The 20,436-nt window shown below is 63.9% G+C and carries 22 protein-coding genes; 11 read left to right on the top strand and 11 right to left on the bottom strand.

What is annotated here, in order from left to right:
• Positions 1-21: 21 nt before the first annotated feature.
• Both VJ897_RS10805 and VJ897_RS10800 read left to right on the top strand, forming a co-directional pair.
• On the top strand, positions 22-570 hold the full coding sequence (locus VJ897_RS10805) for a F0F1 ATP synthase subunit B' (RefSeq protein WP_324055659.1): 549 nt from the start codon (positions 22-24) through the stop codon (positions 568-570).
• Positions 567-1,142, top strand: a complete 576-nt coding sequence (locus tag VJ897_RS10800) for a F0F1 ATP synthase subunit B (RefSeq protein WP_414706732.1) — start codon at positions 567-569, stop codon at positions 1,140-1,142. The genes VJ897_RS10805 and VJ897_RS10800 overlap by 4 nt, the downstream gene beginning before the upstream one ends.
• A 50-nt stretch (positions 1,143-1,192) precedes the next feature.
• Here VJ897_RS10800 and VJ897_RS10795 read toward each other — a convergent pair whose 3' ends face one another.
• From VJ897_RS10795 to VJ897_RS10780, 4 genes are all read right to left on the bottom strand, one after another.
• Positions 1,193-1,942, bottom strand: coding sequence for an NAD(P)H-dependent oxidoreductase (locus tag VJ897_RS10795; RefSeq protein ID WP_324055656.1), 750 nt, complete (start codon positions 1,940-1,942; stop codon positions 1,193-1,195).
• Positions 1,939-2,706, bottom strand: a complete 768-nt coding sequence (locus VJ897_RS10790) for a FadR/GntR family transcriptional regulator (protein WP_324055654.1) — start codon at positions 2,704-2,706, stop codon at positions 1,939-1,941. The genes VJ897_RS10795 and VJ897_RS10790 overlap by 4 nt, the downstream gene beginning before the upstream one ends.
• Before the next feature lie 129 nt (positions 2,707-2,835).
• Positions 2,836-3,495, bottom strand: a complete 660-nt coding sequence (locus VJ897_RS10785) for a YiaD family glycine zipper/OmpA-like lipoprotein (protein WP_324055652.1) — start codon at positions 3,493-3,495, stop codon at positions 2,836-2,838.
• An 83-nt stretch (positions 3,496-3,578) separates the two neighbouring features.
• Positions 3,579-4,448: a methylated-DNA--[protein]-cysteine S-methyltransferase gene (locus VJ897_RS10780; RefSeq protein WP_324055650.1), complete on the bottom strand. Its 870-nt coding sequence runs from the start codon at positions 4,446-4,448 to the stop codon at positions 3,579-3,581.
• Positions 4,449-4,561: 113 nt separating this feature from the next.
• Here VJ897_RS10780 and nth point away from each other — a divergent pair, with 113 nt between their 5' ends.
• Positions 4,562-5,206: an endonuclease III gene (gene nth / locus VJ897_RS10775; protein WP_324055649.1), complete on the top strand. Its 645-nt coding sequence runs from the start codon at positions 4,562-4,564 to the stop codon at positions 5,204-5,206.
• Entirely contained in the window at positions 5,203-6,192 is a 990-nt protein-coding gene (locus tag VJ897_RS10770; RefSeq protein ID WP_324055648.1) for an adenosine kinase, read from the top strand. Before nth ends, VJ897_RS10770 begins: the two co-directional genes overlap by 4 nt.
• Positions 6,193-6,242: 50 nt before the next feature.
• Here VJ897_RS10770 and VJ897_RS10765 read toward each other — a convergent pair whose 3' ends face one another.
• Entirely contained in the window at positions 6,243-7,061 is an 819-nt protein-coding gene (locus VJ897_RS10765) for a sulfotransferase family protein (RefSeq protein ID WP_324055646.1), read from the bottom strand.
• Positions 7,062-7,201: 140 nt separating this feature from the next.
• Between VJ897_RS10765 and VJ897_RS10760 the strand changes: the two genes are divergently transcribed.
• Together VJ897_RS10760 and VJ897_RS10755 are read left to right on the top strand one after the other, a co-directional pair.
• A complete protein-coding gene (locus tag VJ897_RS10760; protein WP_324055644.1) occupies positions 7,202-8,779 on the top strand; it encodes a DUF5928 domain-containing protein in 1,578 nt (525 codons plus the stop codon).
• A 10-nt stretch (positions 8,780-8,789) separates the two neighbouring features.
• Positions 8,790-9,152 (top strand): HIT domain-containing protein, encoded by a 363-nt coding sequence (locus VJ897_RS10755; RefSeq protein ID WP_324055643.1) that lies wholly within the window; start codon positions 8,790-8,792, stop codon positions 9,150-9,152.
• Positions 9,153-9,173: 21 nt separating this feature from the next.
• Here the strand turns inward: VJ897_RS10755 and VJ897_RS10750 are convergent, their stop codons facing one another.
• Complete coding sequence (locus VJ897_RS10750; RefSeq protein ID WP_324055641.1) at positions 9,174-10,100, bottom strand: ABC transporter ATP-binding protein; 927 nt, start codon at positions 10,098-10,100, stop codon at positions 9,174-9,176.
• 81 nt (positions 10,101-10,181) lie between these two features.
• Here VJ897_RS10750 and VJ897_RS10745 point away from each other — a divergent pair, with 81 nt between their 5' ends.
• The 3 genes from VJ897_RS10745 to VJ897_RS10735 all read left to right on the top strand — a co-directional run bounded on the left by VJ897_RS10745 (position 10,182) and on the right by VJ897_RS10735 (position 13,727).
• Positions 10,182-10,361, top strand: a complete 180-nt coding sequence (locus VJ897_RS10745) for a zinc-finger domain-containing protein (RefSeq protein WP_324055639.1) — start codon at positions 10,182-10,184, stop codon at positions 10,359-10,361.
• A gap of 71 nt (positions 10,362-10,432) precedes the next feature.
• Positions 10,433-13,237 (top strand): DNA polymerase I, encoded by a 2,805-nt coding sequence (gene polA / locus VJ897_RS10740; protein ID WP_324055637.1) that lies wholly within the window; start codon positions 10,433-10,435, stop codon positions 13,235-13,237.
• Between the two features lie 79 nt (positions 13,238-13,316).
• The gene (locus tag VJ897_RS10735) at positions 13,317-13,727 is read left to right on the top strand and encodes a universal stress protein (protein ID WP_324055636.1); all 411 of its coding nucleotides are present in this window, start codon (positions 13,317-13,319) and stop codon (positions 13,725-13,727) included.
• A 92-nt stretch (positions 13,728-13,819) separates the two neighbouring features.
• Here VJ897_RS10735 and VJ897_RS10730 read toward each other — a convergent pair whose 3' ends face one another.
• The 5 genes from VJ897_RS10730 to VJ897_RS10710 form a co-directional block, all read right to left on the bottom strand.
• Positions 13,820-14,302, bottom strand: a complete 483-nt coding sequence (locus VJ897_RS10730; RefSeq protein ID WP_324055634.1) for an Hsp20 family protein — start codon at positions 14,300-14,302, stop codon at positions 13,820-13,822.
• Between the two features lie 126 nt (positions 14,303-14,428).
• Positions 14,429-15,253, bottom strand: coding sequence for a trypsin-like serine peptidase (locus VJ897_RS10725; protein ID WP_324055633.1), 825 nt, complete (start codon positions 15,251-15,253; stop codon positions 14,429-14,431).
• Positions 15,254-15,319: 66 nt separating this feature from the next.
• The gene (glcF, locus tag VJ897_RS10720; protein WP_324055631.1) at positions 15,320-16,633 is read right to left on the bottom strand and encodes a glycolate oxidase subunit GlcF; all 1,314 of its coding nucleotides are present in this window, start codon (positions 16,631-16,633) and stop codon (positions 15,320-15,322) included.
• Positions 16,633-17,745, bottom strand: coding sequence for an FAD-binding protein (locus VJ897_RS10715; protein WP_324055699.1), 1,113 nt, complete (start codon positions 17,743-17,745; stop codon positions 16,633-16,635). Before VJ897_RS10715 ends, glcF begins: the two co-directional genes overlap by 1 nt.
• Before the next feature lie 27 nt (positions 17,746-17,772).
• A complete protein-coding gene (locus tag VJ897_RS10710; RefSeq protein ID WP_324055630.1) occupies positions 17,773-19,212 on the bottom strand; it encodes an FAD-linked oxidase C-terminal domain-containing protein in 1,440 nt (479 codons plus the stop codon).
• 111 nt (positions 19,213-19,323) lie between these two features.
• Here VJ897_RS10710 and VJ897_RS10705 point away from each other — a divergent pair, with 111 nt between their 5' ends.
• Together VJ897_RS10705 and VJ897_RS10700 are read left to right on the top strand one after the other, a co-directional pair.
• A complete protein-coding gene (locus tag VJ897_RS10705) occupies positions 19,324-19,734 on the top strand; it encodes a CopD family protein (protein ID WP_324055629.1) in 411 nt (136 codons plus the stop codon).
• Positions 19,734-20,429, top strand: a complete 696-nt coding sequence (locus tag VJ897_RS10700) for a DUF599 domain-containing protein (RefSeq protein WP_324055628.1) — start codon at positions 19,734-19,736, stop codon at positions 20,427-20,429. Before VJ897_RS10705 ends, VJ897_RS10700 begins: the two co-directional genes overlap by 1 nt.
• Positions 20,430-20,436 lie beyond the last annotated feature (7 nt).

Genomic DNA, 20,436 nt, shown 5'->3' with positions numbered 1-20,436 from the left:
CAGGTTCCGACGGAGGACGTCATGGCGACCGAAACACCCGGGCAAACCGCAAGTACCTGCATCGGCGCGGATGGCTCTGCCATCGGCATGCCGCAGCTTTGCTTTGACTGGTGGCCCAACCAGATATTCTGGCTCGTACTCACGCTCGTCGTGATCTACTTCGTGCTGTCCCGCATCGCACTGCCCCGCATTTCCGCGGTGTTGGCCGAACGGGCGGGCACCATTACCAATGACATCGCTGCCGCCGAAGAACTCAAGCAGAAGGCCAAGGAGGCCGAGGAAGCCTACGAGAAAGCCCTGGCCGATGCCCGTGCCGAGGCGCAGCGCATCGCGGCGGAAACCAAGGCCGGTATCCAGGCCGAGCTGGACGCCGAGATGGAAAAGGCCGATGCCGAGATCTCGGCGCGCACCGCGGAAAGCGAGAAGGCCATCGCGGACATCCAGGCCAGCGCCATGGACAGCGTCAAGGACGTGGCAAAGGATGTCGCCAAGGACATCGTCGGCGCGATGGGTGGCAAGGCTGACGCCCGCACCGTGACGGCGGCCGTCAACGCGAAGATGAAAGGGTGACCGCCATGAAAAGGCTGATCATGACCGCCGCATTCGCACTTGCCGCCTCGCCGGCATGGGCCGCCGGTGGGGAGTACGGGTTTGTCTCGCTCAGGAACACCGACTTTATCGTGCTACTCGGGTTCATCGTCTTCATCGGTATTCTGTTGTACTTCAAGGTGCCTGGGCTGCTGGGCAAGATGCTGGATGATCGTGCTGCGGGCATCCAGTCCGAACTGGACGAGGCCAAGGCCCTGCGTGAAGAGGCCCAGACGCTGCTGGCCTCCTACGAGCGCAAGCAGAAAGAGGTCCAGGAACAGGCCGACCGTATCGTCAAGTCCGCCAAGGAGGAGGCCAAGACCTCGGCCGAGCAGGCCAAGGAAGATATCAAGGCTTCTGTGGCGCGCCGCCTTGCCGCCGCCGAAGAACAGATCGAAAGCGCCAAGGATGCCGCCATGCGCGATGTCCAGGCGCAAGCCGTTGACGTGGCCATCGGCGCTGCGCGTGACGTGATCGCCAAGCAGACCGACGCGACCAGCGCCAACAAGCTGATCGACGATGCCATCACCGAGGTTGGTGAAAGACTGCACTGAGCATGGCTCTCAGCCACACGAAAAGGCCCGGGCCGATGCCCGGGCCTTTGTCATTGGCGGTGGCTGATGAAGGGGCCATGCGCCGGGGCACCACGCTTCAGGCGGCCCTCGGTGTCGAAGTCCGTATCGGCGTTGAACGGCACGCGCGGGCGACTGTCCCAGCTTGCCAGGCGTGCCGCCTGCTGATCGAGAGTCGCGGCCATCCTCGCCTCCATGTCGGCGCGGGCGTCGCCCGTCTGGTACCCATGAACGCCATGCAGGAAGGCCGGTTCGAGCACCTCGAAGCCACAATAGCGTAGCGCGTGCATGAGCGGCCACAGGATCAGGTTGATATCGCCTTCGCGGCCGTCCCGGGCGGTCTCGACGCCATCGCCACCGGTGGTTGCGCAGATCAGCACCGACTTGCCGCGCGCCAGCCCCGCGTCGAACCGTTGGCTGCCGCGGTGAAAAATGCCGTTGACGAGGCAACGGTCCATCCAGCCCTTGAGGATCGCGGGCGGACCGAACCACCATACCGGGAAATGCAGGATCAGCCGGTCCGCTGCCGTGATCCTGCCGACCTCGCGGGCGACATCGCCTGGCAGCGTATCGGTGTCAGCCGCGTTTTCCTGCGCCTTGAGCACATCGAAGCGTCCCTCATGCCCGAAATGGGCGGCGCGTTCGACAGGGTCGAACCCCTCTTGCACGAGATGGCTTTCGATCGGTGCAGCGCAGGCCCGGGCACTGGCCGCGGCCCATTGGTGCGTGAAGGACTCCGGCTCGGGATGGGCGGTGACGATCAGCGAGCGCGGCGTGGTCATCTGCCCATCTCGTGCTCGTAACGTTGCCGCGCGATGCTTTCGTTGCGTTCGGCTGCCTGGTGGTCCGCCAGGGCCTGTTCCACGAAGGACAGGTGCGCCTCGACCGCGGCCCGTGCGCGGACCGGATCCCGCGCCTGAAGCGCCTCGTTGATGTCGCGGTGCTGGTCCAGCAGGCTATCGCGGGTCATGCGCCGCTTGAACATGATCTGGCGGTTGTAGAAGACACCCTCGCGCAGCAGCTGATACATCGACCGCATCATGTGCAGCATGATGACGTTGTGGCTGGCCTCTATGATAGAAAGGTGGAAATCCGCATCGAGTCCGGCCTCTTCTTGCGGATTGCGCTTGGAATGGGCCGCTTCCATCTTGCCGAAGATGGTCCCGATTACCTTGAGGTCGGTTTCGGTGCCGTGAACTGCAGCCCGTTCTGCGGCCAGCCCCTCCATGTCACGGCGAAAGGAAATATAGTCGAAGACCGCCTCTTCATGGCTTGAAAAGAGTCGCACCAGCGCATCGGAAAAGGCATTGCCAAAGACCTCGGCCACGTAGACGCCGGAACTTGCGCGGCTGGTCAGAAGCCCCGCCGCCTGCAACTCGGCCAGTGCCTCGCGCAACGAGGGGCGCGAGACACCCAGCCGTTCGGACATCTCTCGCTCCGAGGGCAGGCGTTCGCCCGGGCGCAGGATGCCCCGCAGGATCAATCGCTCGATTTGTCTGACGACCGAGTCCGAGAGTTTTTCCGGTCGTACGGGTTCGAATGGCATGGAGTCCCCGGCGTGATCATTTGGTCAAAACGTATGACCAATAGGCCTGTTGCTCAATAGGCAGCGGCGGTCCGGGCCGTAACCCCGGACCGCCGCCGGTGACATCGGGAAGTAGTGATGGTGCGCGCCTCAGCGGTTGGGCGTGATCGTGATTTCCACCCGCCGGTTCTGGGCACGGCCTTCGGGGGTCAAGTTGGTGGCAACCGGCGCATCTTCTCCGCGCCCGATCGAGCGGATGCGGTTCGGTGCCACGCCCGCCCCGATCAGCACGGAACTGACGGCTTGGGCCCGCCGGGCCGACAGGTCCTGATTGTAAGCGGCAGAGCCGGTGTTGTCGGTATGGCCGATCACGTTGACCGTGGTCCCGGTGTAGCGGTTGATCGAGGCGGCCAGCGTGGTCAGGTCCGATCGCAGCGCACCGGTCAGTTGCGCGCTGTCGGTGGCGAAGAGGATGTCCTGCGGCAGGGTCACGACCAGTTGATCGCCGGTGTTCACGATGGTTGCATTGTTGCCCATCTGCTGGCGCAATTCGGCCTCTTGCCGGTCGAGCTGTGCGCCACCCACAGCGCCGAGGCCCCCGCCCACCAGCGCGCCGACAACCGCCCCGCGGCGGCGTTCCTCGGCGCTGTCGCCCGCAGCGATGCCCACCAGGGCACCGAGCCCGGCACCCACGGCGGCGCCGGTCTGCTGGTTCCGGTTGGGGTTGTCGGGGTCCGTCATCTCCTCGCAGCCGGCGATAACGAATAGCGAAGAGGCCACGAGGGCCGTGGTCAACTTTGAAAACTTCATGGAGCGTCTTTCATCTTTCGGGCGCTGGAGATCAGCGCATTCATGGCGTCAGCATATCGTCTGTACCGTCATGATATCCAATATCACCCCCGAGGCACGCGGTTTGTCGCCGATGCGTCGGCTTCGGTCCGTGCCGCTTCCCAGGCCAGGATGGCGCGCTTGACCGGCAGGCCCCAATGATAGCCGCCCAGGGCGCCGGACTTTCGGATGGCCCGGTGGCAGGGAATCAGGAAGCTGATGGGGTTGCGCCCCACTGCGCTGCCTACGGCGCGCACGGCGCGCCGGTTGCCGATGGACTCGGCGATCTCCGAATAGGTGGTCACGTGGCCCGAGGGGATGGCGAGCAGCGCTTCCCAGACCTTGATCTGCAAGGGCGTGCCGATCACATGCAGCGGCGTTGGCTCCGTGGTCTGCCCGAAAAAGGCGGCCTGTGCCCAGGGCCGCAAAGCCGCCCGGTTTTCGGTGAACTCTGCCCGGGGCCAGCGTGCCGCCAGGTCCGCCATCGCGGCGTCCTCGCCCGTCTCCTCGACAAAGCCGATTCCGCAGATACCCTTGTTGGTCCCCATGACCAGTGCGCGGCCGAAAGGACTGTCGAAAAAGCCCCAATGCACGGTTAGTCCGTCGCCGCCGCGGGCATAGTCGCCCGGACTCATGGATTCCCACTTCAGAAAAAGGTCATGCAGCCGCCCGGACCCGGACAGGCCCACCGCATCTGCGGTGTCCAGTGTCGTGAAACGCTCTTGCAGCAGGCTTCGGGCATGACCGAGCGCAAGGTATTGCTGGTAGCGCTTGGGACTGACACCGACCCACCGTGAGAACAGGCGCTGGAAATGCGCCGGCGACATGCCCATCCGCCCGGCCAGTTCGTCCAGCGACAGCGGTGCCGACGCGGCGTCGATCTCCGCTATGGCGCGGCGGATGACATGGTAGTGGTAGCGGTGATCGGGTGTCATGCCCGCACCATAGGTGCACGGGCGTTCACGGGCGACCCGGTTCTTGCGCCAAGTGGGGTGAATTCGCGCTTGATGCCCTTGCCGCTGGCCAGAGGCTCGGACAAAAGTGCGGGATGGTGAAGCAACTTCCATACAACGAGATGCGCGCGGTCTTCGAACGCTTCCAGGCCGCCGAACCCGAACCCCGGGGCGAGTTGAACCACGTCAACGCCTTTACCCTGGTGGTGGCGGTCGCGCTTTCGGCACAGGCGACCGACTCGGGCGTCAACAAGGCGACCAAGACCCTGTTCGAGGTGGCCGATACCCCCGAGAAGATGCTGGCCTTGGGCGAAGAGGGCGTGATCGCGCATATCAAGACGATCGGGCTCTACCGCAACAAGGCGAAGAACGTCATCAAGCTCAGCCGTATCCTTGTCGAGGACTATGGCGGCGAGGTGCCCAATTCCCGCGCCGCGCTGCAATCGCTGCCGGGCGTTGGGCGCAAGACGGCCAACGTGGTGCTCAATATGTGGTGGCACTACCCAGCGCAGGCGGTGGACACCCATATCTTTCGGGTCGGCAATCGGTCGGGCATCTGCCCGGGCAAGGACGTGGTCGCAGTGGAACGCGCGATCGAGGACCATGTGCCCGTCGATTTCCAACGCCATGCGCACCACTGGCTTATCCTGCACGGACGCTATATCTGCGTGGCCCGGAAACCCAAATGCGGCGCCTGCATCATCCGTGACCTGTGCCGCTACGAGGACAAGACGGAATGAACAAGAAATTCGAAGTGGTCGGCATCGGCAATGCCATCGTCGACGTGATCACGCAGGCCGACGATCCCTTTATCGATCGCATGGGGATCGAGAAGGGCATCATGCAGCTGGTCGAACGGGATCGGGCCGAGATACTCTATGCCGCGATGGAACACCGCAGCCAGTCGGCGGGTGGATCGGTGGCCAACACCGTGGCCGGCATCGGCAAGCTGGGGCTGACCTCGGCCTTCATAGGGCGGGTCAAGGACGACGCGCTGGGCCGGTTCTACATCGGGGCGACCGAGTCTGACGGCTGCGCCTATGTCAATTCGGCTACCCAGGGCGGTGAGCCGACCTCGCGGTCGATGATCTTTGTCAGCCCCGATGGCGAACGGTCCATGAATACCTATCTCGGCAATGGCGCCGAACTGGGCCCCGATGACGTGGCCGAGGAAATCTGCGCCGAGGCGCAGGTGATGTTCCTCGAAGGGTACCTGTTCGACAAGCCGAAGGGCAAAGAGGCTTTCTACAAGGCCGCCCGCCTGACCCGACAGCACGGCGGACGAGCGGGCATCGCGATTTCCGATCCCTTCTGTGTCGAACGTCACCGCGAGGATTTTCTGGACCTGATCGAGAACCAGCTCGACTTCGTCATCGGCAACGAGGCAGAGATCCGCGCGCTATACCGCAACGACGACCTCGAAACGGACTTGAAGGCGGTTTCCGAGATCTGTTCGCTGGTGGTCTGCACCCGGTCGGGCGACGGTGTGACGATCATGCGAGAGGGCCACCGGACTGATGTCGGCGTGGAAAAGATCGTGCCCATGGATGCCACCGGCGCGGGCGACCAGTTCGCCGCCGGGTTCCTCTACGGCCTGGTCCTGGGCCACGACATGACGACCTGCGGAAAGCTGGGGTCCATCGCCGCGCGCGAGGTGATTTCTCACTACGGTGCCCGGCCCGAGGCCGACATACGCGAGCTGTTCCGCAATCACGGTCTGGCCTGACCCGGCTCGGATGGCTGGCTGGACATGCCCCGACAGCGGGGCGCCACTCCTCACTCGCCCAGCTTGGCGTGTACCTCGTCCAGGTCTATCTCCGCCACCGGCATCTTGTTCGACGGGTCCTCGAAGTCGTATTTGAAGAGCTGGAAGTCCTTCTTGTAGATCTCGTAGACCAGGTGCATCGACAGGTCGTCGAAAAAATCCTCGACCGGATGGGCGCGCTTGGGTCCATGCCCTTCGGATTCGTTGAATCGCGGCACCTCGTCCAGCTTGACCGCGACCGGAGTCTCGATGGCGTTCAGCACCGATTGCATGCCATCGTTGAACCTCTCGGTCCAGAAGATGCTGTCGTAGGTGCCGCCATTCAGGATGAAGGTGCTGACATGGCCCGACATTGCCGACCAGTGGATGTCGGGGTCCATGGGCCGGCGCCAACGGATGGTGTCACGTGCGAACAGCAGGAAACGGCGGAAGCTCTTGATCTGGTCGAACTCGAACCCGTCCTCGGGGCTGCCGACCTCGATGCCGTATTTCTGGATCAGCAGCGGCACCAGCTTGCCGCGATAGCGGTTGCCGTTGCGCTGGATGCCGCAGATCTTGTCGAAAAAGCTGGACAGGATGCGCGTGTAGGGGTTGCGCACGCAGGTGAAGGCATAGCTGCGGTGACCCTGGACATTCTGGGTGATCCTGGGCTGGCTGTCCTCGAAGGCCCACTTGTGCATGCCGTGGTCGGCATCATGGATGTCTCCGTCGAAGAAATCCCCGTGGTCGGAATAGAACATGATCTGTCCGATGGTCGAACAGGCGCACTTCGGGACGACGCGGTAAACGACGCTCTCGCTTTCGGTCATCCAGGTCCCGGGAAACCCCATTTGCGCTGCCTCCAGAAGAGCCGGTCCTGCTCTGCTTTGTCTGCTACAGTCAAAAAAGCAAAGAAACCGTGTTTATTCAATCTGTGTTCACGTTTAGACATTTAGAACAATCCGGACCGAGGGGGTAGACCGTTTCCTGCATGGCGCGCATTGCCTTCATATTGCTGTGTCACAAGGACCCCGAGGCGATCATTCGCCAGGCCCGTCAGCTGACGGCGGTCGGCGATTGCATCTCGATTCATTTCGATGCCCGCGCCCAGGCGGCCTCCTACGCGATGATCCGCGACGCACTGGCGGACGATCCCAACGTGACCTTCGCGAAAAAGCGCGTGCGCTGCGGTTGGGGGGAATGGTCCCTGGTGCAGGCAACGCTGCACGCTCTCGAAGCCGCGGTCGATGCCTTTCCGCGCGCAACGCATTTCTACATGGTCTCGGGCGACTGCATGGCGATCAAGTCGGCGCAATACGCTCATGCGGTGCTGGATGCCGATGACGTCGATTACATCGAGAGCTTCGACTTCTTCGAAAGCGACTGGATCAAGACCGGGATGAAGGAGGAGCGCCTGATCTACCGGCACTGGTTCAACGAGCGTGCGCACAAGGCCCTGTTCTACCGGTCTTGGTGGCTGCAGCGGCGGCTGGGACTGGAGCGGGAGATTCCGTCGGACATCCAGGTGATGATCGGTAGCCAGTGGTGGTGTCTGCGCCGCCGCACCATCGAGTGGATCCTCGATTTCGTGCGCCGGCGACGCGACGTGGTGCGCTTCTTCCGCACCACCTGGATCCCTGACGAGACTTTTTTCCAGACACTGGTGCGCCACCTCGTGCCCGAACCCGAAATACGCACCCGCACGCTGACGTTCCTGATGTTCACCGACTACGGCATGCCGGTGACGTTCTACGACGATCACTATGACCTGCTGCTGAGCCAGGATTATCTCTTTGCGCGCAAGATCAGCCCCGAGGCGGCGCAGCTGAAGGATCGGCTCGGGCGGCTTTATGCCTCGGACCGGACAGATTTCCAGATTTCCGACGAGGGGCGGCGCCTGTTCCAGTTCCTGACCGGGCGTGGGCGAATCGGGCGGCGTTTCGCGCCACGTTTCTGGGAGACGGAGACCTCGCTGGGGCGCGAGCGTGAATTGTTGATCGTGGCCTGCAAGAAGTGGCACGTTGCCAAGCGGCTCGTGGGGTCGATCAAGCACCACACCAACATTCCTGCCATCGAGTATCTTTTCAACGAAGAGGATACGCCGCTGCCCGGCCTGGGCGGTATCCAGAGCACCCTGGAAAAGCGCACGCGGCACCGCCGCGCACTGATGCGGATGCTTTTCGATTACCATGAGACAGACCGGCTGATCTTCTGCATCGACACGGCGAACCTCGACCTGATGCAGGACTTCTTTTCGGACCGGAACGTGACCCGACTGCTCGAGATCGAGTGCGATTTCTCGGACGAGTTCCTCATCGGTCATGCGCAGCGCGTGGGCCTGGCGGGCGCCGAGACCCCGGAAGAGACGCTCAAACAGCTGTTGCCGACGATCCGCTACGACGTGGTCTTCGAGGCGGACAGGATCCGCGATGCGGGCTTCCCGAACCATACCCGGCTCCGCGAAACCAACACGCCCGAGCAGAACACGCCACCCATCGCGGCCTTTCTCACCCTGCCCGAGGACACCGCGCGCGGCATTGCCGAAACCCCCCATCTTTTTGCCGATTGAGGAGAGCGGAATGGAATTCGCCTACGACGACCAGAACATCTTCGCGAAAATCCTGCGGGGCGAGATCCCCAATGACACAGTGTTCGAGAACGACCACGCCCTGGCCTTTCGCGATATCCGGCCCCAGGCGCCGGTGCATGTCCTGGTGATCCCGAAGGGACCCTATGTCTCGCTGGACCATTTCGCCCGTGATGCCGGTGCCGACGAACAGGCGGGCTTCTTCGCCGCCGTGGCCGCTGTCTGCGAAAGCCAGGGGGTCGAGGATGGCTTTCGGGCCATTTCGAACGCGCGCGGGGACGGCGTGCAAGAGGTCCCCCATTTCCATCTGCACATCATGGGCGGCCGTCCCATGGGGCCGATGCTGGCGCGGTAGTGCAATTGCCGGGTCCGCCCGTCAGCCGCGCGTGAGAGACAGGAACACGTCCTCCAGGTCGGCCTCCTCGGTGCGGACATCTGCAATCGAGATGCCCGCCGCGCGCACGGCGGCCAGGATCGACTCGGCCGGGGTCACGCTGGTGCGATAGGTAAAACGCATGGTGCCGTCGGGCCGGGATTCGCGCTCGATGCCGGCGGGCATTTCCGGCAGACTTGTCGTGCTTTCGGGGCGGATAACCATGGTCTTGCGGTCGAGCCGTGACAACAGGTTCGCCGTGCTTTCGTTGGCGATGACCGCGCCATGGTTGATGATGGCGATCTGGTCGCACATCTGTTCGGCCTCTTCGAGGTAGTGCGTCGTCAGGATGATGGTCATGCCCTGGTCGTTCAGCTTGCGCACGTTCTGCCAGAGCATGTTGCGCAACTCGATATCAACACCGGCCGTGGGTTCGTCCAGCACCAGCACCTGCGGGGAATGGACCAGCGCCTTGCCCAGAAGAAGCCGCCGCCGCATCCCCCCCGAGAGTGACCGTGCATAGGACTCGGCCTTGTCCGCCAGGCCGATCAGCTCCAGCAACTCCTCTGTCCTGCGCTTGTGTTTCGGCACGCCGTAGAGTCCTGCCTGCACGTCAAGCGACCCGCGCGGGGTGAAGAATGCATCCAGGTTGGGTTCCTGCGGCATGACGCCGATGCTGGCCCGGGATTGACGCGGGTTCGCGTCCTGGTCGAAGCCCCAGATGCGAACGCTGCCAGCAGACTTGATTACCAGTCCGGCCAGGATGTTGATCAGAGTGGACTTGCCCGCACCGTTGGGTCCCAACAGGCCGAAGATAGACCCGCGGGGCACCTCGAGGTCGATGCCGTTCAGCGCAACCTTCTCGGACGAGCGGCGGGTCGCGGCATAGGTCTTGCGCAGACCCTCGATCTCGATCGCGTTCTCGGCCATGTCGCCTTGCCCCTCTCTTGTTCGATGCCCGACTTGCGGTATATGAGGGTCCTAGCCCGCAGCCCAGAAAGAGGCAATCAGATGACCATCCCAGCGCCTGAAACCAAGATCGTGCACAGCCATCGGATCGCCTGTGACGGTGGCGAAGGGGCATTGGGCCATCCGCGGGTCTGGTTGCAGATCCCGGAAGAGACAGGCTGGGTCGAATGCCCCTATTGCGACGCCCGCTATGTCTATGGGGAGGATGCCGAGAGCGGCTGAGGCGCCACATCGCCGTTGAACCCCGCGCCTGCGCCGGATACCACTGATCTGGTCTGGCACAGGAGGCGCGCATGGCGTTCGGCAAGGGTTGTCATCTACACCTGATCGACGGGTCCGCCTATATCTTCCGAGCCTATCATGCGCTGCCGCCGCTGACGCGCAAGTCCGACGGCCTGCCAGTGGGTGCGGTCAGCGGATTTTGCAACATGCTCCAGCGTTATGTCGAGGGAAACGCCGGGTCCGACGTGACCCATCTGGCGGTGGTTTTCGACAAGGGCAGCCATACTTTCCGCAACGACCTTTATGACCAGTACAAGGCCAACCGCGACGAGATGCCCGAGGATCTGCGCCCGCAGATCCCCCTGACGCGCCGTGCGACCGAGGCCTTCAACATCGCCTGCAAGGAGATCGAGGGCTTCGAGGCCGACGACATCATCGCCACCCTGGCCGCCCGGGCGCGCGCGGCCGGCGGGCGTGTCACGATCCTGTCCTCGGACAAGGATCTGATGCAGCTGGTAGGCGACGGGGTCGAGATGCTGGACCCGATGAAGAATCGCACCATCGACAGCGAGGGCGTTGAAGAGAAATTCGGTGTCCGCCCGGACCAGGTGGTGGATGTCCAGGCACTGGCGGGCGACAGCGTGGACAACGTGCCCGGAGCGCCGGGCATCGGGATAAAGACCGCGGCCCTCCTGATAAACGAGTTCGGCACTCTGGAAGAACTGCTGAACCGGGCCGAGGAGATCCCCCAGCCAAAGCGCCGGCAGACCCTGATAGAGCATCGCGACCAGATCGAGCTGTCCAAGCAGCTTGTGCAGCTCGATGGCGGTATGGACCTGGATTTCACCCTCGACGATCTGGAGGTCCGCGACGCCGAGCCCGCGGTCTTGCTGGGGTTTCTCGCGGAAATGGAGTTCCGCACGATCACCAAGCGCATCGCCGACAAGCTGGGGGTGGAGCCGCCGGTGATCGAGGACCGCACGCCCGAGGGCGCCAATCCGCCGGAACAGGAAGAGGGCCCCGAGGCCTTGCCCTTCGACCCCGACACCTACGAGACCGTGCGCGACGCGCAGGCCCTGCAAGCCTGGATCGACCGCGCCCATGCGCGTGGCCATATCGCCGTGGACACCGAGACCACCGGACTGGACGATATGGTGGTGGATCTTGTCGGCATCTGCCTGAGCGTCGATCCCGGCATGGCCTGCTACGTTCCGCTCGCGCATGTCTCGGACGAGGGGGGCGACCTGTTCGGCGCTGATGCCCGTTCCGAGGGGCAGATGGACATGGACACCTGCCTGGAGATGCTGAAACCGCTCCTGGAAGACGACAGCGTGCTGAAAATCTTCCAGAACGCGAAATACGACTGCAAGGTCCTTGACCGCTACGGCATCACCGTCACCCCCTTCGACGATACCATGCTGATGAGCTACGCGCTAAACGCCGGGCTGCACACGCACGGGATGGATGCGCTGGCGGAACGCTACCTGTCGCATCAGCCCGTCGAGATCAAGTCGTTGCTGGGCACGGGCAAATCGGCGAAGACCTTTGACAGGGTGCCGATCGAGGAGGCCACGACATACGCCGCCGAGGATGCCGATGTCACCCTGCGGCTCTGGCAGATATTCAAGCCGCAGCTGCACCGCAAACAGGTGACCACGGTCTACGAGACCCTTGAACGCCCCCTCTCGCCCGTCCTGGCTCGGATGGAACGCCACGGGATCAAGGTGGACCGCAACACGCTGTCACAGATGTCCAACGCCTTTGCCCAGAAAATGGCCGGACTGGAGGCCGAGATTCACGACCTCGCGGGCGAGGAATTCAACGTGGGCAGCCCCGCTCAGGTGGGCGAGATCCTCTTCGGCAAGCTGGGAATGGAGGGCGGCAAGCGGGGCAAGAGCGGCAAGTATTCCACGCCCGCGGATGTGCTGGAGGATCTGGCGACCGAGCACGACTTGCCCGCGCGCATCCTGGACTGGCGGCAATTGTCCAAGCTGAAGTCCACCTACACGGATGCGCTTCAGACCCACATCAATGCCGAGACGGGCCGGGTGCATACCTCCTACGTCCAGACCGGTGCCAACACCGGCAGGCTGGCTTCGACCGATCCCAACCTTCAGAACATCCCGGTGCGCAGTGACGAGGGGCGCCGCATCCGCGAGGCTTTCGTCGCCGAAAAGGGCAATGTTCTGGTCAGCCTCGATTATTCACAGATCGAGCTGCGTATCCTGGCCCATGTGGCGGACATCGAGGCGCTCAAGCAGGCCTTCCGCGACGGGCAGGATATTCATGCGGCCACGGCCTCGGAGATGTTCAACGTTGCGCCCGAGGATATGACGGCCCAAGTGCGCCGCCAGGCCAAGGCGATCAATTTCGGGGTGATCTACGGGATTTCCGCCTTCGGACTGGCACGCAACCTGCGAATCCCGCGCGACGAGGCCAAGGGCTTCATCGACCGCTATTTCGAACGGTTCCCGGGGATTCGCACCTACATGGACGACACGGTGGGCTTCGCCAAGGAAAACCATTTCGTCCAGACGCTCTTCGGTCGCAAGATCCATACCCCCGAGATCAACGCCAAAGGCCCTGGCGCGGGCTTTGCCAAGCGTGCGGCGATCAACGCGCCGATCCAGGGGACAGCGGCAGACGTGATCCGTCGCGCCATGGTCCGGATGCCCGGTGCCATCGCTGATATGCCTGCCAGAATGCTACTGCAGGTTCACGACGAATTGCTGTTCGAGGTCGAGGCCGCGGCGGCCGGAGACCTGATCGGTGCCGCGCGAGAGGTCATGGAGAACGCCGCCGATCCGGCGGTCAGAATTGATGTGCCGCTTGTCGTGGATGCCGGGCAGGGCGAAACCTGGGCCAAAGCGCATTAGAAGGCTTGCGTGCCGTTTTCAGACGGTCGGCGTGATGTGATAGGAGTAAAGGGCACTCTCCGGCGAGAAGGATGCCCATATGACCCGCGAAACAAAGCTGATTCTATGTCCGTTGAACCTGCGCCACGTCCGGCACGACTTTGCCGCGTACGAGGAAGCGGTGGAAATGGCCCAGCGGCGCGGGGCGCGGCTGATCGTGGCCACCATCGCACCCGAGATCGAGCGCAACCTGAACATCTATGACAGCGATGCCTATTGGGGCCAGGAACTGCGCAAATTCGTCGAGTCAAACCCGGCCGACGGCGTCGAGGTGGACCTGATCGTGCGCAAGGGGGCGGTCCATCGACAGATCGTGAAGCTGGCCCGTGAACGCAGGGTGGACCTGATCGTGATGGAGGCCGCGAACCCCAAGATACAGGATTACCTGTTGGGCACCACGGCCAGCCACGTGGTGGCCCATGCAGCCTGTTCGGTCTACGTGGTCCGGTAGCCTTTCGCGCCATGAAAAAGGGCGAGGCAGGTGCCTCGCCCCCGTGGCGCGGGCGGTTGCGAACCGCCCATGCGCGTCTGGATGCGGCGCGATCAGTTGACCTTGTCGGACTCGAGCACTCCAGCGTTGCTGGGTGCGTTGGCCTTTGCGATCTCGATCCGGCGCGGCTTCAGGGCTTCGGGCACCTCGCGCATCAGGTCGACATGCAGCATGCCGTTTTCATGCGTGGCCCCTTGCACGCGGACGTGGTCGGCCAGGGTGAAGCGGCGCTCGAAGGCGCGCGTGGCTATGCCGCGATGCAGGAAGCTGCGCTGTCCCTTGTCCCCCTCGTTTTCCTCGGTCTTGCGTCCGCTGATCACAAGGGCGTTCTCGCGCAGCTCGACTGTGAGGTCCTCGTCCGAGAACCCGGCAACGGCAACCGAAATACGCCAGGCGTCGTCTGCCGTCTTCTCGATGTTGTAGGGGGGGTAGGTCTGGGTGCTGGGGTCATTGTCCAGAACCCTGTCCATCATGTCGGCGATCTGGTCAAAGCCGACGGTTGCACGGTAAAGCGGTGCAAGATCAAAGTGTCTCATGGTCATCCTCCTTTGAGCGATACCTATGGTCTCTGCCTTCCCTTACGGGACCGGCGCGAATGCGGGCCCGTATACGGCGCCTCGCAGAAAATGATTTGGGAGAGTCGGTGCAGGGTTTCAAGACCCTCACGGCCGCACGAAAAGCGCCCCTGTCTCCGATCGTTCGCCCGGGCCGAGCACTCGCGCTTGGCCGGGGACCGTGTCGAAGACCTCGGTGTCGGTCTCCAGCACAGCGCGCAGCGTCGCCAGGGGCCGGGCCAAGTCCATCCCGAGGGCCACGCGCCGGCCGTCCAGCTCGGCCATCGACGAGACCACCGAGACCAGCCGCATCCCGCCGGCTTCTTCGCGGAAGATGGGCGAGCCTGAGGCGCCGAAATCCACCGCGCAATCCATCACCAGCGCCGGACCCGCCGTGCCCAGCACGTTGCAGATTTCCTGCAGCGACGGATGCCCGGCCCGCCCCTTGGCGTAGGAGACGATCCCTACCTTGGTGCCGCGGTTGACGCTGCTGGACACGGGGAAGGGATGGACCCGCGTGCTGCGGATCGGCTGGTCCAGTTCCAGCAGCGCCAGGTCGCTGGTCACCTGGTCGGCGGACGGCGAGTGTGCGAATACGTAGTCGGGATGGATAACCGCCCGCCGCAAGCGGCGGCTGGCTTCTGCTCGGCCCTCGCGCAGGCCGGCGCGGAATTCCAGGTCCGCGGTATCAAGCGCGCGCCCGGTGTCTCGGTCGAAAAGGCAATGCGCGGCTGTCAGCACCTGGTCGGGCGCGATCAGCGTTCCTGTGCAGAACCCGCCACCGGCCATGTCGACCCGGCCCACCGCTTCCCAGCCGCGCGCCTCGTCGCCGTTCAACAGCGGTTGCAGTTCGCCGTCCTGTGCGGCTGTCGCGCCCGGCAGGATCAGCGCAGCCAGTAGGGACAGCACAAGGGCTAGCAGAGGTCTGTGCATTGAATGGGGCCTGTGTTCGTTAACCCCTAACGCTCCTAAATCCAGCATTGGGCAAGAATAAGGCGCCTAGCGCAGGATCGGCACGCCGGTTTGCGCGGCCCGCATCGCCGGCGGCTTCGGCCCGCCGGTCGCCCAATCCAGCAATTCTGCCGTATGCACGACGGGCACATCCGTGCCGCCGCCGATCTGCATCATGCAGCCGATGTTGCCAGCCGCGATCACGTCGGGCGTCGCCGCCTCAAGGGTCTGCACCTTGCGGTCCTTGAGCTGCTTGGAAATTGCGGGCTGCATCAGGTTGTAGGTGCCCGCGCTGCCGCAGCACAGATGTGCGTCCGCCGGTTCGACAATCGAAAACCCTGCCCGTTTCAGTAGGTCCTTGGGGTGGGTCTTGATCTGCTGGCCGTGCTGCAGCGAACAGGCGGCGTGATAGGCGACGGTCAGGTCCTTGGGGGCGCCCTCGGGCAGGTCCAGTTCCATCAAGACCTCGCTGACATCGCGGGCGATCGCGCTGACCCGTGCGGCATCCTCCGCCAAGGGCTCGCCACGAAACATGTGGCCATAATCCTTGACCGTGGTGCCGCAACCGCTGGTGTTGATGACGATCGCGTCCAGACCCTTTCCATCCATCTCGGCCACCCAGGCGCGGATGTTCTTTGCCGCCGTCGCATGGCTCTCGCCGGTCTTGCCCATGTGATGGGTCAGGGCCCCACAGCAGCCCGCACCTTCAGCCACCACCACCTCGCAGCCGAGCCGGGTCAAAAGCCGGATGGTGGCGTCGTTGATATCGGTGTTCAGAGCACGTTGGGCGCAGCCGGTCATCAGCGCGACGCGTTTTTTCCGAGGGGCCTCGGGCGCGAATGTCTGCGGATCATCGTTGCGGCTGACCGGGGGTATCTGTCTGGGCGCCATCTCCAGCATGGCGCGCAGGCGCGCGTCCGGCATGAGCCGCGCGAAGGGCCGCCCGATCCTGGCTCCCAGAAGCGCCAGCCGGAACCGCATCGGGTAGGGCAGGATTTTCGACAGGATCCAGCGTAGCGCCCGGTCAGACCATGGCCGGTCGTAATGCCGTTCGATGTAGTCGCGCGCATGATCGACCAGGTGCATGTAATGCACGCCCGAAGGGCAGGTCGTCATGCAGGCCAGACATGACAGGCAACGATCGATGTGGGTGACGGTCTTTTCGTCCGGGACCCGCTCGTTCTCCAGCATGTCCTTCATGAGGTATATGCGGCCGCGGGGGCTGTCCAGCTCATCGCCCAGCACCTGGTAGGTAGGGCATGTCGCGGTGCAGAACCCGCAATGCACGCAGGCGCGCAGGATCTCGTTGGCGCGTGCCGTGCCAGGGTCTTGCAGTTGCTCGGCGGAAAAATTCGTCTGCATCAGGCCATGACCCCCGGGTTGAGGACGCCGCGCGGGTCGAATTTCGCCCGCAGCTCCGCTGTAAGCCTGGCAAGCACCGGGTTTTCCGGTTGAAAGGCGGGCAGGGCACGGCGGGTCTCTTCGTCCGCGCGGATGAGGGTCGCATGTCCCTTGAAGGGGCCCAGGTTGGCGCGCAGGTCGACGCCTTCGGGCATTAGAAGCCAGACCAGCCCGCCGCCCCAGTCGTAACGGACGGTTTCTGCGCCGGACCGCGCGACCAGAGCGGGCGCATCCGAGGGTTTGACCGACAGCCGCCAGACATCGCCTGCCCGGTCCGCGAAATCGGTAACATCGCGGATCGCGGCCCAGGTCTCGGCGGTCCCGGCCTTGCCCTCCTGCACCTCGGCCCGGCCGAAGGGGGCGAGCAGGTCGCGCAGACGCCCGGCACGGTAAGTGACCGAATTGGCGAAGCCTTCGATGCGCAGGCGGGTCTCGCCGGCCTCGGGATCATGGGCCGCGCCGGTGATCTCGAAGGGCGAGCCCAACCCTGCAGACAATGCCTTGACCGCTTGTGTGTCGGACAGGCCCGAGAGCAGGAGCGTTGCCGCCGCATCCACATCCGGCAGGACCTTGAGCGAAACCTCGGAAAGCACGCCCAGGGTGCCGTGGCTGCCAGTCAGAAGGCGCACAAGGTCGTAGCCGGTGACGTTCTTCATCACCCGCCCGCCGTTCTTGAGGATACGGCCCGTTCCGTCCACGAAGCGCACGCCGAGCATGAAATCCCGCGCCGCGCCAACGGCGATACGGCGCGGACCGCTGACATTGCCCGCGACCACGCCGCCGATTGTGGGTGCGCCAGTGGTGCCCAGCAGCGGGCGGTGATCCATGGGTTCGAATGCGAGGCGCTGGTTTTCGGCGCGCAGGGCCGCGCGGATGTCGGAGACAGGCGTGCCTGCCTTCGCTACTAGGGTCAGCGCGCCGGGTTCGTGCAGGGTAATTCCTGTCATCTGCCCGGTCGAAAGGGTGTCGCCCCCATCAACATCCAAGGTCCGGGTGCCGCCGCCACGTATGCGCAGCGGGCCATGCGCACCGGCCAGGGCCTCGGCCAGCTCGTATTCGCTTATGGGGCTCATCATCTGCTCGGGGCTTTCCTGCTGGTGTTATTCGGCTGCGATACGGTGGGATTTGCTGGCCGCCAGCGGGAAGACCTTGGCTGCGTTGAGCAGCCAGGCCGGGTCGAAGACGTCCTTGACGGCCATCTGCGCGTCCAGATCGTCCGGACCGTATTGCACCAGCATGAGGTCTCGTTTCTCGATGCCGACGCCGTGTTCTCCGGTCAGGCAGCCGCCCACCTCGACGCAGAGCCGCAGGATATCGGCGCCCAGTGCTTCGCATTTCTCCTGCTCGCCAGGGGTGTTGGCGTTGTAGAGGATCAGCGGATGCATGTTGCCGTCGCCCGCGTGAAAGACATTGGCCACGGCCAGGCCGTACTCCTGCGCCAGTTCGGCGATCCGGCGCAGCACGAAAGGGAGCTCGCTGACCGGGATCGTTCCGTCCAGGCACATGTAATCGTTGATCTGCCCCATCGCGCCGAAGGCCGATTTGCGCCCCAGCCAGATGCGCCCGGCCTCGTCGGCGTCCTTCGCCTCGCGCAGCTCCACCGGATCATGCCGGGCGGCGATCTGCATTATCAGGCCCAGTTGTTCGTCGATTTCGGCGTCCGAGCCTTCGACCTCGACGATCAGCAATGCCTCGCACATCGGATAACCGGCCTTGGCGAAAGCCTCGGTCGCCTCGATGCAGGGGCGGTCCATGAACTCGATCGCCACGGGCAGGACGCCGGCCTTGATGATGTCGTTGACCACCTGGCCGGCCACCTCGGAACTGTCATAGCCCATGAGGACCGGGCGCGCGCCTTCAGGCTTGTGAAGGATGCGCAGGGTGGCCTCGGTCACGACGCCAAGCTGCCCTTCCGATCCGCATATCAGGCCAAGCAGGTCCAGGCCGCCCGCATCGAGGTGCGCGCCGCCGATTTCGGTCACGGTGCCGTCCACCAGCACCATGGTCACGCCCAGCAGGTTGTTGGTCGTGACCCCGTACTTCAGGCAATGCGCCCCGCCGGAGTTCATCGCGATGTTGCCCGCTATGGCGCAGGCCAGTTGGCTGGAGGGATCGGGCGCGTAGAAGAAACCCCGTTCCTCGACCGCGCCGGTGACAGACAGGTTCGTGCGCCCGGATTGCACGCGGATGTAGCGGTCGTCGTAGTTGGTTTCGATCACCGCGTTCAGGCGGGCGGTGCCCAGCATGACCGCATCCGCGGTGGCCAGCGCCCCCCCGGCCAGCGAGGTGCCCGCCCCGCGGGGAACGACCGGTACGCCCTCGTCATGGCAGATCCTGAGAACGGCCGCGACCTCCTCGGTGCTGGTGGGCAGCACGGCGCAAAGCGGCGGGCAGGTATAGGCGGTCAGGGCGTCACATTCATAGGCGCGCAGCTCGGTCGTGTCGTGGATCACGGCACCAGGGGGCAGCGCGTTTTGCAGCCGTTCGACCAAATGGCCCTTTCGTGACACGACATCTGCGTCAGGCTCCGGCATTTCCATAATCTTCGTTCCTTCGTTTAATTGGTAAGGTTTCTATACCAAAAATGGATTCACCACAAGTCCCGCGGGCTTTGGCTTGCGGGCCGCGGCAAGGGGCGGCATCAAGGGCGCATGGATTGGATCAAGGTTATACACCTGCTGTGCGTCATGGGCTGGATGGCGGGCATATTCGTTGCACCTCGCGGGTTGATCTACTGGAAGCGCGAATACGCCGCGACGGGCGAGTTTGGCCCGGCGGGCGACCTGACCTTCAGGGTCTACCGCTTTTCGCTGGGCCTGGGCGTGCTGGCGGTGATCACGGGCGTAATCCTGGCCTTTTACTGGAACTGGCAGGGCTGGGTCTGGGCCAAGCTGGCACTGGTCGCGCTGCTGGCCGTTCACTACGGCTGGACCGGGCGGCTGGTGGCCAGAGCCAAGCAAGGCCGGTTCGAGGAAAGCGATTTCTACCTTCGCGTCTTCAACGAGGTGAGCGTCCTGGGCACTCTGGTCGTGCTCTACCTGGTCGTGTTCAAGCCGTTCTGATGCCGGCAATCTTCGCAGATCTCGCGCCATTGCTTTCGCTTGTGGACATCGGCGGCGTGCTTGTTCTCGTCGGCGGGGCCTGGATCGTCGGTTTTTGGATCGAGCATCCTTCGAAGACGCGCCCTTCCGTCACGGTTCTCATGGCAGATCATCGGCTGGCCTGGATGCAGCGCTTTGCCGAGCGTGACAACCGGATCTTCGACAGCCAGATCCTGTCCAATCTACGCCAGAGCACGACGTTCTTCGCCTCCAGTTGCCTTCTGGCAATCGGGGGTGTCCTGGCCCTCATCGGAAATGTCGATCCCCTGACCGGTCTTGCGAACAAGCTCTACGAAGAGGCCGCGCCCAAGGTTCTGTGGCAACTCAAGCTGGTGCTCGTGGCATTGTTTCTCGTGCAGGCGTTCCTGCGGTTTGTCTGGTCGAACCGTGTCTTCGGCTATTGCGCCGTGCTCATGGGGGCGATGCCGAATGACCCCGAGGATGCAGCCGTGCCGAGCCTTGTCCGGCGGGCGGCCGACTTGAACATTCGCGCAGCGATCAATTTCAATCGTGGCCTGCGGGCCATGTACTTTGCGCTGGGCGCGGTGGCCTGGCTGATGGGGCCGGTGCCCCTGCTGATCGCGGCGGTCTTCGCGATCTGGGTGGTCTGGAGTCGTGAATTCGCCTCGGTTCCGCGGCAGATCCTGTCGCGGTGATGTGAAG

The sequence above is a fragment of the Salibaculum sp. genome, assembly GCF_035270045.1.
In the GTDB taxonomy this organism is placed as follows: Bacteria; Pseudomonadota; Alphaproteobacteria; order Rhodobacterales; family Rhodobacteraceae; genus Salibaculum.
The sequence above is the reverse complement of the archived record's forward strand: the minus strand, read 5'-3'. Positions and strand labels throughout refer to the sequence as shown.